Here is a 13,221-nt window from a genome sequence, read left to right on the forward strand (position 1 = left end):
AAGGTAACCTAAGTGAAAGAGTGAAGTCTTTTCGTTTGTACAAGCTAATACCTTTCGTTAAAGTTAAAAGGTATAGGTGCGACAATTGTGACAAAACAATCCATCTATTTATTAAAAACAAATAGCATTTTTATTTGATCAGGTTGTTGTAAAGACTATTGATGGTAGTTTTTAAGGCAGCGTTCATCCCTTCTGTGTAAATGGGGTTACAACCATTGGTAATCACTACAATTCCAAATTTTTCTTTTGGCTCAAAAAACATGGCACTATATAGGCCATATGCTGATCCTGTATGACCTTTTAAAATTTTGTTAGGGATGAGGTTGTCAATTGTCCTGATGGCCAAACCGTAACCCTCTTCATCAGAAATTTTTGTTTGCATTCGTTTTGCACTCTTTTTAGAGATGATCTTCACACCTTCGTATTTTCCGAAATTCATGTGCATCGTCATGTATTTGGCAAGGTCTGTTGCAGAGATCTTCATTCCACCGGTTGGTGAAAATATCGGTGTACTATGCCCTAAACTATAATTTTTGATTTCTTCTCTGCGTGGTGCATATGCTGTTGGCGCTGCCGTAAATTTCTTTGGATTGGCGCTATATTCGTATAGTGTTGCAAATCTATTGCTATCCAATGAATCGACACAATAGCCAGCATAAAGCTTTAAAGGCTCTAGGATATGGTGTTTTACATAATGATCAAAACGTTCGCCACTAGTTCTTTCTATAACCGCACCAATGAGGTTGAAGTTTAGATTACAATATTGGTACTTAGTACCAGGCTCATAATCATTATAACATTTGGCCCAATCGGCATTTTGATCAGGGTTGATCACATCTAGGTCAAAATAACCTTTGCTATCGTTGATACTTGAAGTATGCGAAAGCACCATTTTAAGGGTGATTATTTTTTCTGGATATTTTGGATTTCTGATCTTGAAGCCAACCAGTTTACTAAAATCATCATCAAGTGAAAGTTTTTTGGCTTCTACCAATTGCATGATGGATGTTGCAGAAAATGACTTGGATATCGAAGCGATCCTAAAAATAGCTGTATTGCTCAAAGGGGTATTACTTTCTATGTTTTTTAAGCCAAAAGAATTGCTGTAAATGAGCACTCCCTTTTTTACAACGGCAACAGAAAGACCAACCACATCATATTTTTTGATGATTTCCTGTATTTCAGCTTCAGCTTTTTCTTTTTGGGCAAAACCGAAAGTGCTACAAAATAGGATGAATAAGCTGAAAAAGTACTTTAAATGGTTAATCTTATACATTGGACTGGGATGAAGAATAAAGTTAGCATTTTAAATGAATGATCACTAAGTCGTTAAAGTGATTTTTCTGTTGTTCTATTTTTCCAATATTTTATCCATTTCCTTATGCAAATTACAAAAGCAGTGATGAACAACAGGACTCCGATCAGCATATAAAGACCAGTAGTTTTCAACTGGTTTAAATCTGAATATGTTTTTTGCTGTAAACTATTCGGTTTTAAGTAGATGATTCCATTGGGATTATCCAAAATCACATTGAAGTGGCTGAGCAGCTCATTGCCCAACAAAGTAGCTCGGCTCGAACTACTTTTGGGATCTTGTGCGTTGGTTACAATATCAGTAAAGCTCAATTGACCGATGGTGGTTTTAGGGATAACTACTATTTTTTTATCGCCCCAACTTAAAATGCTATTGAAATCATTCCATAGTCCAAATTTATCAACAAAAGATTTACCAATCATCATTGTCCCAGCTCTACCCGTATCAAATAAAAACCAATCCGTATAAGCTTTTCCATTCAAATGGATCGTGGCTTCTATACTTGGACGGTGTTGTTCAAACCTAACTTCATGCTTGCTGTAGCCTTTTGATACATTGGGCAGTTGATGATGTACGATGAGTATTTTTTTGGTCATAATTCAGTTCAATGATCTGATTGGCAAATAAGGAATTACCGATGATCAAATCCTCATTCTTGTCCATGTTCTTAACCTGTATCACCTTCACATTTTCCCATCTTAAGCCAGCAATACGGATGTTGTTTTGGCTACTGGTGGGTTCTTCATTAGTGCCATGGGTATTGGTTACCAAGGTCTTTCCATCGAAATTTATACCTGCTTTGGTTACCGATTGATAGTTGATAAAGGAGCCCCCAGCACCGAGGTCAAATTGAAAAGTGAGAGTCCTTTTTTTCCATTAACCTGTCCCTTAAAATAAATGCGACTATTTTGTAAGGTAAAAGGAATAGTGTCGGGTCGGTTTGCAGGACGATTGAGTTTGATTGGACGGTTGATTCCTTCATAATTTGCTGATATCCTAGTGTAACAGGTGTCTTTATGCTTTAAAAGCACTATAAAATCATAAGTTTTGCCATATTTTACATCGAAAGAAATTGAGTCTACATCACTAATAAAGGTAATCTTGGTTTCTTTTTGTGGTAGACCTGTATAATAAATATCTGGTTTGGCTTTAGGATCCAGTTTCCAGGTATGTTGACGATAGATTTTTCCATCTCTGATAGATAAGGTATTTGAATTAGATCTGAGTATGGGTAAAGTTTGTTGCGCCGTTAATGGTTGCTTGGTCAATAGCAACAGTGCGATAATTAATGTCGATGTAATTTTCATCTTATTTTTTGCTTGGCCTTGGGTTGATTGTTTATTGATATCAATAAAGGTAGATGTTTAATTCAGTATTATGTAATACATAGTACTATATGTATTTTGTATTTTTGTTAAATATTTGATAATTAGCCATTTATTTTTTTAACTAGTTTTAATGTCGTATAAATGTTATATTGGTATGTATTTAAATCCCAGCGTTTATGCTTAAAAAGAACCTGCAAAACCTAATCATTACCCTGTTTGTACTGATGTTTTCGACAGGGACTATCTCCGCTCAGGTTAATAAGAACCAGAACCTGTCATTTGCTAGATTAGCTACCCGTTGGGATGAGGCCATGCCTTTAGGGAATGGATTGTTGGGGGCTTTGGTATGGGGTAAAAATGATAAACTTCGCCTGTCTTTGGATCGGGCAGACCTATGGGATGAACGTAAAGCGCTTGACCTATCCAAGCTCAATTTTACATGGGTGAAAGAACAGGTGTTGAACAAAAATTACGCTGTAGTTCAAAAAATAGGAGATGAACCTTACGATCAGATTCCTTATCCAACCAAGTTGCCCGCGGCTGCAATTGAATTTAACATTGCTGCTTTAGGTAAGGTAATTGTCAATACTTTAGATATTAAAACAGCTGTAAATACCATTAAGTTTGAAAATGGAACTGTTTTTAACTGCTACATCCATGCCATTGAACCTAAAGGTGTTTTCAGTTTTAACAATCTAAAAACTGATCAAGTTATCCCTGAGCTGATTGTACATAATTATAACAACGGTAATCAAGCTGTAGCAGACAATAGCCATGCCGGCGAAGGTTTGCAAAAACTGGGTTATGCCAAGGCTAAGGTAATACAGACTGCCAACAGTATCAGTTATGTTCAACCCACGGCCCAAGGTAAATTCTATGAAGTTAAGATCATTTGGAAAAGGGTAAATGCGACGACAATAATAGGGGCTTGGACAATCAGCAATACCAAAAGGGCCGAATTATCATCAATATCTACACTCGAGAAGGAAAAACTCAATCTAACTGCACATCTCAATTGGTGGAAAAGCTTTTGGTCCAAGTCTAATATCAACCTACCAGATACCCTGATCCAAAAACAATATCAACTAGAAATGTATAAATTGGGCAGTGTAGCCAGAAAAGGGGCACCAGCCATTACCTTGCAAGCCGTATGGACAGCAGACAATGGAAGTTTACCTCCATGGAAAGGCGATTTCCATAATGACTTAAACACGCAATTAAGTTATTGGCCAACCTACACTTCGAACCATTTGGCAGAGGGCGCCACCTTTACCGATTGGCTCTGGAAAATTAAGGATCGAAATTTAGCTTATACCAAACAATATTTTGGCGTAGATGGACTAAATGTTCCCGGCGTAATTACTTTAAATGGAGACCCAATGGGCGGTTGGATCCAGTATTCCATGTCGCCAACGGTGAGTGCCTGGACTGCGCAACATTTCTATTGGCAATGGAAATATGCCATGGACCAAAAGTTTTTGAAGACCAGGGCTTATCCATACATCCATGCAGCGGCAACCTACCTTGAAAACATTACCTATTTAGAGAAAGGGGTACGCAAATTACCGTTGAGCTCAAGTCCAGAATACAACGACAATAGCATTAACGCATGGTATTTAAACTGGAGTAATTTTGACCTGAGCTTGGCCAAGTTTTTATTCAAAGCAGCGGCTGAAGTAAGTGCAGCAAATAAGCAAAGTAAAGAAAGTGCACATTGGCTGGCTTTGTTGAAACAGCTGCCAGATTATGAGGTAAATGAAACTGGGTTTACCATTGCCCCGAACCAAAACCTGAACGATTCCCATCGACACATGTCGCAATACATGGCAATTTATCCCTTGGCCCTACTTGATGTCAATTTGCCAAAAGATGGAACAAAAATAAAAAACTCCCTAAAAAGGATAGAGGAAAAGGGCACTAGGGCATGGACAGGTTATTCATTCAGTTGGATGGCATCTTTATACGCCCGTGCTTACGAAGCAGACAAGGCTGTAAAACAATTACAGATCTTTGCTTCTAACTTTTGTTCGCCCAACAGTTTCCATTTAAATGGCGACCAGAAAGGCGGGCAATATTCAAGTTTTACCTATAGACCATTTACCTTAGAGGGGAATTTTGCCTTTGCGCAAGGTGTGCAAGAGCTACTTGTACAATCCAGAAATGGTTATGTTCAGGTTTTTCCGGCAGTGCCTAATGCCTGGAAAAATGTGTCTTTTAACAATCTGCGTACCGAAGGCGCCTTTTTGATCAGTGCCAGTAAAGAAAATGGTGTACCTACCCAAGTAAAGGTATATGCCGAACAAGGTGGTGAGCTGTACATTAAATTACCATTCCGGACATTTGTTGTCAAAAATATGGTTACCTCAATGGCCAATGTAAATGGGATTCAAGTAGTGAGTGCCTACCTTAAAAAAGGGCAGACCATTGTATTTGAAAATGGCTATGAATAAAAAAAATCCACTCTTCATTTGGTGAAGAGTGGATTGCTTTAATTTCTATTTCCGGTTTTGGCTTGCCTAACTGCTTGGTTCTCTTTTAGATTTAAGCGGTATACAAAAGTTAGTCGATACCTTGCTGCATTTGGTCGGTTTGTTTTTTCTAAAACATAATTAACACCTGTAGTTGTGGTTGTAAATTGACGAAGATCGAACAGATTGGTGGCGTCTAACAATAAAGTGGCTTTATCTTTGAACAGGTTTTTACTTGCTCCAAAATCAATATTGTGTATGGCTTGATCATGGCTTTGGGCATTACTTTGTGCACCTGTAAAGTTGTATCGAACCTGAAAAGCCAATTTATTTGGTAATTTGAATTGCGTACCTATTCTACTGGTCAGGGCATCGCCCGTAAAATTAAAGTTCTGGTCTTTGTAACTTCCAGTTTGTTTGAAACTGTAGGCATTCAGCTCAAAATTTAGCTGTAACCATTTAAAAGGGTTGTACAAGGTAGAAAGCTCTATCCCTTTACGTGTTTCGCCTGTGATATTGATGGGCGAAGTAATAAATATCCCTTGTGGGTTTCTGGTGGTATACTCTACCAATGTCTGACTATTATTTTGATAATAAACAGAAGGATTAAAAGTAAAAGTACCCCAGTTTTTAAGAAAGCCTAATTCAAAAACATGAGCAAAAGAAGATCTAACTCTGGATTACCTACAAACTGTGAATTGAAATCTGTCAGTTCATTAAAAGGGTATAATAGATTTAACGACGGTCTGTTGATCTTTCTGCTATAACTTCCCTGTAAGGTTGCACTTGTTGAAAAAGGATAACTCAAGTTTAGCGTAGGGAACAATCTGGTATAATCTTTATTGTTATGGTAACTGCCAGCCCTGTCTTCAATCTTGATTTTGGTCAGTTCGGTGCGTAGACCCAATTGATAGGCAATTTTACCTAATCTGCTAGCATATTGTACATAGCCACTACCAATCAATTCGTTATAAGCTAATTGATTGTTGATGCCATTATAGATGGTCCAGTCGCTCCCTTGTTGTTGTTCTGCTTTAAAATCGCTGGTTACCCTACGGTTTTCCATTTTCAGGCCCATTTCAAATGTAGAAATACTATCGATGGGTTGTACAAAATCGGTTTGTAGCAATAAATCCTTACTTGCACCTATAGAACTTGTCCGGATGCCGGGTTGACCAATGTTTTGCGGAAATAGTTTGTTGGTATTTAGATTCCAATCCTTATCACTGTTCCAAAAATCATACTGCATATCGAAAGTGTACTTTTTACCAGGTTTTAAAAAGGTTTTGGTATAGTTGAACTCTAACTGATTGTAATTGCGTTTCTCCCACGATTCGCCTTTGCGTACCAAACTGCTGTCGCTACCTTTTCCTGCGGTTGCATAGGCATAGTTCAATACAGTTTTATCATGGTCGTTGGTGGCATTTTTTAAAAAAGCAGCCGTAATTGTATTATGGTTGTTCAAGATGATATCAGCGCCCAAGTAGAGCATTTTGGCATCATCATGACGGTCTTCATCTTGTACCTGATTTAACAGGTTGGTATTTGCACCATTTTGTATGGTCTGTTTGGTTTTGTAAAGACCAACATAATCTGATAATCGGATGCCAAAAGTAGAGAAGAGATTGATCTTATCTGATTTATAGTTTAAACTAGGTGTAATGCGTGTTTCATTCGGAATACCACCTACCAATCGCAATTGGCCGTTGATGCCTGCTTTTTTGTTCTTTTTGAGAATGATATTGATGATTCCTGCCGAACCTGCTGCATCATACCTGGAAGAAGGGTTGGTAATGACTTCAATACGTTCAACCTGGTCTGCTGGCAGTTGTTCTAAGGCATTGCCTTCAACCACACCAGAGCGACGGCCATTGATCAAAACCAACACATTTCCATTGCCACGTAAGCTGATCGCACCCGTAGGACTAACACTTACAGATGGTACGCTATTAAGCAGATCTGTTGCCGAGCCTGTTTGTGATAAAATATCTTTTCCGGTTTCAAATACTTTTTTGTCCAGTTTCAGGCTTATAGCAGATTTTTCACCAACTACGGCAATTTCTTTCAATAACAAAGGGTCGGTGGTTAAGGTAATTGTACCAAGATTAATATTATTGCTGGCGGTTTGTAGAGGTTTACTAATGGTTTGATAGCCCATTAAGCTGAATTGGATAGTGAGATTGCCTGCTGGGATGCCCGTTAAGGTAAAAGCTCCCTTCTCGTCGGTGATTGATCCTACAATCAATTTAGACGACTGATCAAGAATACTTACTGTAGCATAGGCGATTGGTTTTTTTCCTTGTTGATCATGCACTAGGCCATGTACGGTTATTCCTTTTGTTAAAACAGCTTGTTGTGCCATGCTGCCGATGAAACAGCAGAGGATAGATAAAATGAGTAATGATCGTTTCATGCTGCAAGTTTAATCCGTCTTTTTGATCGTAGGTAGGAAAAACATGTCAATTGCTCTATGTCCTTTTGAAATGCACCATTCTCCGCTATCTTAGTACTAACTTTGGCCTATGCAACGTATCCTGGTTTTTATAGTCGGTCTATTATTTTTTTCATCTTGTAAATCTGTAATGAAATATGAGAAGGAAGAACCTCTTTATCAGATTGGGGATAATTTAGAATGGGCAAAGAAAGACTACGACGATTCTAAATGGACCACCGACAGGGGGGATACAGGTAAGCAAATCTTTTGGGCGCGTTCAAAAGTTAAACTATTTGAAAGGTCAAAAGGCCAACTGGGTTTACAGATCGGGTCTTTTGGAGCATTCGATGTGTATTGGGATGGGGTTTTGATTGGTTCAAATGGAAAAGTAATTGCCCAGAACAGCATAGAGGTACCCGGTACCGAAACTACTTACCTAAGCGTACCCGATTCATTGTCGCAGGTAGGAGAACATGTTTTGGCATTTCGCATTTCGCAATCTTATTTGCCAGACGTTAGAAGGAGCATCGGTATTGGGCTTGATAATTATGAGATGCTATTAAAAGGCCCACTGATCATTATGTCTTTTATGAACCTCATGGCAGGCGCTTTTCTTATTGCAGCGATCTACTATTTTTTCTTATTCCTGAATAGCCGGACCAAGGCATATGCAGTTTTCATCTTTGCAGTGATCTGTTTGCTGTTTTTTGCATTGTTGATGATGGAATACCTGAAGTTTTATATAGATATTCCGTATACCAAGTTTTTTTTGCGTTTAGAGATCATTGGTTGGCTAACTTTTGCCCTAGCTATGCTGGTTCCAGCATACTTTACTATCCAATTTCATTTTTATCGAAAGGGTTTATTGCTGGCAGTACTTTTTGTTATTTTAAGTATAATCTATATTGTTAATTATAGACATTACGATTTTACCGCTTTCTGCTACACATTTGTAATGTGGCTTACTTCTGTTTTAGTTGTGTTAATGGCCATCTATAAAAAAGAGAAAGGGGCGATTATAGTGTTTATTGGCTTGTTGTCAACCGTAATCATATATCAATATCTATTTTATGATTTTAGTCTGTTCATCAGTTTTACCATTATTGTACTGTGCATGCTTTATTTGCATGCCTTGCGCACCAAGCAGGTAGAAGAAGAATATCAATCGTCTCTTTTACTTTCTTCACGCCTAAAATTAGAATTGATCAAAAAGAATATCCAGCCACATTTTCTTAAAAATACGTTAACTTCTTTGATAGATTGGGTAGAGGAATCGCCAAAAGAAGGAGCAGCCTTTATCCAGGCTTTAGCTGGTGAGTTTGACATCATGAACTCAATAGCAGATCAAACTTTGATTCCTATCCAGCAAGAAATAGAACTTTGTAAAACCCATTTAACGGTGATGCACTACCGAAAGGAGATCCAATATACGTGGGAGGATGAAGGAATAGAGAAAAATGAATTGATTCCTCCGGCTTTGATCCATACCATTTTAGAGAATGGGATTACCCATAGCATGCCACTTGCTGATGGTACAATTGGATTCAGCTTGAAATTTAATAGAACTGCAACTTACAAACAATATGTTTTTCAGACCAAGGCCCAAAATAGACCACCTACCCGCGATAAGGGGAATGGTTTTGGCTATGTTAAAGCACGATTGGCCGAAAGTTATGGCAACAATTGGCAATTTATTTCTGAAGCGAACAATGATGGTTGGCAAACCATCATTAAAATTTACGAGAAATGAGGATATTGATCATTGAAGATGAGGCTAGGATTGCCAAGAGGTTAGAACGCATGACGAGTAAGTTTTTCGAACATAATCTATCCTCTTTGGCCATTTGTGATTCTTTGACAAAAGGATTGAATTATATCGATCAACATCCGATTGATATTTTATTGTTAGACCTGAATTTGAATGGTGAAGATGGCTTTAATGTGTTGGAATCTGTAGTTGCAGGATCTTTTCATACCATCATTGTTTCTGCCAATACCGACAAGGCAATTACTGCTTTTGCCTACGGTGTATTAGACTTTGTACCCAAACCCTTTGATGAACACAGGTTGGAACTGGCCTTTAAAAGAATTACCATCAGTGGTATAAAAATTGAAAATGACATCAAATTTTTGGCCGTAAAAAAAGCAGGTAATGTTTGCCTAATCGATATTCAAGACTTATTTTATGTAAAAGGAGCAGGAATCTATAGCGAGCTACATTTAAAGAACGGCAAAACAGAACTGCATGATAAATCATTAGAAAAGTTGGAGCAATTGCTGGCAACTTCTTTTGAACGTATCCATAAGTCATACCTTGTTCCCTTGCAGGTAGCCGAACGAATTATCGTACAACCTGGAAGTAGATACCATCTTTTGCTTAAAAATGGAGAGATGCTGCCCATTGGAAGATCAAGGTATAAGGAGTTGAAAAATAAAATGATCTAAATGCCTGTTAAAACTCGAAGATAAGCCCGATAGATGGTATGAGATTGCCAGATTTTGTATTTAAGATATAAGGAATCGCATTTGAACCATCCGTTTGCAAAGATTTGTTATCAGTGGTTAAAAAAGCAGCATTATCAGCTGTACGTTTAAAAGTGTATTTAGGGAAATTGGCATTCTGGTTTTTCAGTATATTTTGGATATCTACATACAAGTTCAAAGAAGTTTTACTGAAGTTGATTCTTTTATCGATACGGAAATCCAATTGACTAAAGGCAGTTAATCGTTCGCTGTTTAACCTACTGTAGTCTGGTACACCCACACCTAAAGTAACATAGTTCTGTTGCGATGCCAATAAGTTGAATGGTGTATATGGAGAGCCTCCGGCGTAACGATATTTCAGGCCTAAGTCCCAATTGCCTTTCAATTTATAACCTAAAGTAAGAGAAAGCAGGTGTTCATTATCCCAAGAAGAGGAAATCATTTTGCCATCAAGTCCAGCAAATCGACTTCTCACATAAGAATAACTCGCTACATAAAATAGTTTGTTGATCAATTTTTGTTGAACAAAAACTTCAAAGCCATAAGTTTCCCCATCACCCACACTGATCAGTTGTTCACTACCTACAGAAGCATATTCAGCTCCTTGATTGGCAAGCGATATGCCTGTAGCAGCAGAAACCGGATAATTGTGGTATTTTTTATAAAAAGTTTCAAACGTGAATCGGAGAATTATTTTTAGGAAGAAACTGAGTACCCAATACGTAATGGGTAGATTGAATATATTTCATGTCCTTGTTTACAGCTTGCCCTTTATTGTCTAAATAGCCCAATGCAGTATAAGGTGGGATTTTAAAATAAGTGCCAATTGAAGCATTGATGTCCCATTGATTATCAATGTGATATGCCATGGAAATACGAGGTGATAATGTTTTTAATGGATTGTTTCCACCAGCAGTAAATGTATTCATGTCAGTCCTGATCCCACCAGAAACAAGCAGTCGCTCATTAAAGATGTTCTTCGATGCCTGCAAAAACAATCCATATTTCCAAAAACTGAAATCGTTGTTGAAACGGATGATCCGCTCTGCACTGATCACATTTCCCTGTGAATCTTTCACCTCATTAGAAACTTTATTGTACAGGTTGGCATCATAACCAACCAATTGTGTCATCACACCAGCTGAAAGTTTCCAGCCATTGATAAATTTATTGATATCAAATCGAAATTTATTTTCCACCTCCTGAGATGCTACCAATAAACTTCTTTTTGCTTCTATTTTTTCTTCGTCTTCAAATTTGTCTAAAGTGTTGTTAAATACATTTCTACTGAGTGTAAAATTCATGAAACCATCATCAATCTTGCGGTTAAGGTTAAAACCTACAGTATAATTCCATTGGTTAATATAAGGGGTAGACCTTAAGACATAGGTATTTTCTAAGGTTGATTCTTTGGTTGGTGCAAAAGAGAAACGATCTACTGCAGCTAAACCGATTGCAGTGAGGGTAGTTTTGTCATTAAATTTATGGGTTACTTTATATTGGTAATCATTAAAGTCAGGTCTGATCCGGAGAATCGCATCAATTTGAATAAAAAACTGAGATAAGATTTTCTGGCAGAAGCGAGAAAAGTGGTTTTTTTAGAAAGAGGGCCTTCTAAGGTCAATACAGACTCGGTAAAACTTATCCTCACATTGCCAGATAAACGCTCGCTGTTCCCATCTCTTTGTTTAATAACAAAGGTAGATGCCAAAGGATTATCATATCTTGAATCGAAGGCAGATGAAGATAGTTTTAAGCTCTCAATAAAGGAAACATTAAGTATGCCTTGTGCACCACCAGAACTGCCTTGTGTCTGGAAATGGTTAAGTACCGGAATTTCAATCCCATCTAAATAATAAACATTTTCATTGGGTGCACCACCTCTGATGATGATGTCATTTCGCTCGCCTACACCATTGCTTATCCCTACACCAGGTAGTGTTTGTACCACTTTAGATACATCGAAATTACCACCAGGACTACTTTTGATCTCTTCGGTAGTGAGCTGTTGAACAGATAAAGGGGTTACCATATCTGCTGTAATGGCCGATTTGTTTTTATTGGCTTGTACCACAATTTCATTCAATGCTTTTGCCGCAGTTTGAAGTTCGAAATTTACCAATTGAACATTGCCTGAGCTTACCACAATGTTGTATTTTGTTTGGGAAATATATCCAATATAGTTGGCAGTTAAACTATATGTTCCAACAGGTAATGACAGCTTAAATTTTCCAACGCTATCTGAAAGGATAGTTATATTGGTGCCATTTACAATGATGCTTGCATTGGATAATAATTCATTTGTGTTCGCATTTTGTACGGTTCCGGTCATCAAACCTGATTTTTGGCCAAAACAGGTCAGGCTGATGAATAAAGCAATAAAGCTTAAGGTAGACTTAATTCCCAAAGTAAATTGTATAATGTGTTCAAACTCCTGTAAAGTTACGAAAATGGGAGGGATTTGGTTTTGGACAACATTTTTTTTCCTTCAACAAAGGTTGAACAAAAAGGTCGGCTATGATAGTAAAACATGCCTTTTATTGAACAAAATGAACGCCTGATTATTCAGGGCTAATCAGCTTATTTGTGGGTATTAAGCCCAAAATGATGAAGAGTTCAAAAATTATAATTGTTTTTCTACTGTTCTTTATCTTCTGTAACAATGCATTTGCACAACAAGTTCAGGGTTGCGTATTGCCCAGCAATAATAAGGTAATCTACACACAAAAAGTGAGTGGATTGTTGACCTCGTTGATTAATGCACTTTTAGGTGGAAGCGCACTTTATGCAGAATCGACAACTCAGGTTTTATCTAACGACAATTGTAGCTATGTGCCTTATAGTGGAACGGTGACTTGTAAAGTCTGTCCGGGTGGATTGGATTATAATGTATTAGGCCTGATCAGCGGATGTAATGGAGGGATGGCTTCGGGTTACGAAGGCTTTTTTACCGTTGAATGTAGTTTAGATGGTTATATTCCAGTAATGCTGCTTTTGATCTGTGGCTTTGGCTGGAAAAAAATAAGGGATAAAAAATAGTTGAAGAATAAATTTTTTTCATCTACATATACGATTTTTAAATATCTGACGTCTTATAGTAGAGAGCGTATAATTTAGATGGGCGAGAATGATCGGACGGATTGTTCTCGCCCTTTTTTATAGCAAAAAAAAATCCCTAGTTGATACTAAGGA

The 13,221-nt window shown here is 37.6% G+C and carries 11 protein-coding genes and 1 pseudogene; 4 read left to right on the forward strand and 8 right to left on the reverse strand.

Annotated elements, in window-relative coordinates; genetic code table 11:
• Nucleotides 1-130: 130 nt before the first annotated feature.
• The 4 genes from ACFJIZ_RS01710 to ACFJIZ_RS01725 are packed head-to-tail and all read right to left on the reverse strand — an operon-like array spanning nucleotide 131 to nucleotide 2,622.
• The gene (locus ACFJIZ_RS01710; RefSeq protein WP_379090091.1) at nucleotides 131-1,276 is read right to left on the reverse strand and encodes a serine hydrolase domain-containing protein; all 1,146 of its coding nucleotides are present in this window, start codon (nucleotides 1,274-1,276) and stop codon (nucleotides 131-133) included.
• Nucleotides 1,277-1,329: 53 nt separating this feature from the next.
• On the reverse strand, nucleotides 1,330-1,911 hold the full coding sequence (locus tag ACFJIZ_RS01715; RefSeq protein ID WP_379090093.1) for a hypothetical protein: 582 nt from the start codon (nucleotides 1,909-1,911) through the stop codon (nucleotides 1,330-1,332).
• Nucleotides 1,844-2,137 carry a hypothetical protein gene (locus ACFJIZ_RS01720; RefSeq protein WP_379093829.1) on the reverse strand — a complete coding sequence of 98 codons (294 nt, stop codon included), beginning with the start codon at nucleotides 2,135-2,137 and terminating at the stop codon, nucleotides 1,844-1,846. Before ACFJIZ_RS01720 ends, ACFJIZ_RS01715 begins: the two co-directional genes overlap by 68 nt.
• Entirely contained in the window at nucleotides 2,119-2,622 is a 504-nt protein-coding gene (locus tag ACFJIZ_RS01725) for a hypothetical protein (protein WP_379090095.1), read from the reverse strand. Before ACFJIZ_RS01725 ends, ACFJIZ_RS01720 begins: the two co-directional genes overlap by 19 nt.
• 197 nt (nucleotides 2,623-2,819) lie before the next feature.
• Here ACFJIZ_RS01725 and ACFJIZ_RS01730 point away from each other — a divergent pair, with 197 nt between their 5' ends.
• The gene (locus tag ACFJIZ_RS01730; protein WP_379090097.1) at nucleotides 2,820-5,093 is read left to right on the forward strand and encodes a glycoside hydrolase family 95-like protein; all 2,274 of its coding nucleotides are present in this window, start codon (nucleotides 2,820-2,822) and stop codon (nucleotides 5,091-5,093) included.
• 38 nt (nucleotides 5,094-5,131) lie between these two features.
• Here the strand turns inward: ACFJIZ_RS01730 and ACFJIZ_RS01735 are convergent.
• A pseudogene (locus tag ACFJIZ_RS01735) lies at nucleotides 5,132-7,524 on the reverse strand (TonB-dependent receptor domain-containing protein).
• A gap of 169 nt (nucleotides 7,525-7,693) precedes the next feature.
• Between ACFJIZ_RS01735 and ACFJIZ_RS01740 the strand changes: the two are divergent.
• Together ACFJIZ_RS01740 and ACFJIZ_RS01745 are read left to right on the forward strand one after the other, a co-directional pair.
• A complete protein-coding gene (locus tag ACFJIZ_RS01740) occupies nucleotides 7,694-9,295 on the forward strand; it encodes a histidine kinase (protein ID WP_379090099.1) in 1,602 nt (533 codons plus the stop codon).
• The gene (locus ACFJIZ_RS01745) at nucleotides 9,292-9,990 is read left to right on the forward strand and encodes a LytR/AlgR family response regulator transcription factor (RefSeq protein WP_379090101.1); all 699 of its coding nucleotides are present in this window, start codon (nucleotides 9,292-9,294) and stop codon (nucleotides 9,988-9,990) included. Before ACFJIZ_RS01740 ends, ACFJIZ_RS01745 begins: the two co-directional genes overlap by 4 nt.
• A gap of 7 nt (nucleotides 9,991-9,997) precedes the next feature.
• Here the strand turns inward: ACFJIZ_RS01745 and ACFJIZ_RS01750 are convergent, their stop codons facing one another.
• The 3 genes from ACFJIZ_RS01750 to ACFJIZ_RS01760 all read right to left on the reverse strand — a co-directional run bounded on the left by ACFJIZ_RS01750 (nucleotide 9,998) and on the right by ACFJIZ_RS01760 (nucleotide 12,436).
• Nucleotides 9,998-10,591: a hypothetical protein gene (locus tag ACFJIZ_RS01750; protein ID WP_379090103.1), complete on the reverse strand. Its 594-nt coding sequence runs from the start codon at nucleotides 10,589-10,591 to the stop codon at nucleotides 9,998-10,000.
• A gap of 109 nt (nucleotides 10,592-10,700) precedes the next feature.
• On the reverse strand, nucleotides 10,701-11,597 hold the full coding sequence (locus tag ACFJIZ_RS01755) for a TonB-dependent receptor domain-containing protein (RefSeq protein WP_379093832.1): 897 nt from the start codon (nucleotides 11,595-11,597) through the stop codon (nucleotides 10,701-10,703).
• Entirely contained in the window at nucleotides 11,519-12,436 is a 918-nt protein-coding gene (locus ACFJIZ_RS01760; RefSeq protein WP_379090105.1) for a carboxypeptidase-like regulatory domain-containing protein, read from the reverse strand. The genes ACFJIZ_RS01755 and ACFJIZ_RS01760 overlap by 79 nt, the downstream gene beginning before the upstream one ends.
• Nucleotides 12,437-12,636: 200 nt before the next feature.
• On the opposite strand from ACFJIZ_RS01760, the gene ACFJIZ_RS01765 reads away from it, so the two are divergent.
• Entirely contained in the window at nucleotides 12,637-13,068 is a 432-nt protein-coding gene (locus ACFJIZ_RS01765; RefSeq protein ID WP_379090107.1) for a hypothetical protein, read from the forward strand.
• Nucleotides 13,069-13,221: the final 153 nt, after the last annotated feature.

Source organism: Pedobacter sp. UC225_65 (assembly GCF_042698365.1).
In the GTDB taxonomy this organism is placed as follows: Bacteria; Bacteroidota; Bacteroidia; order Sphingobacteriales; family Sphingobacteriaceae; genus Pedobacter.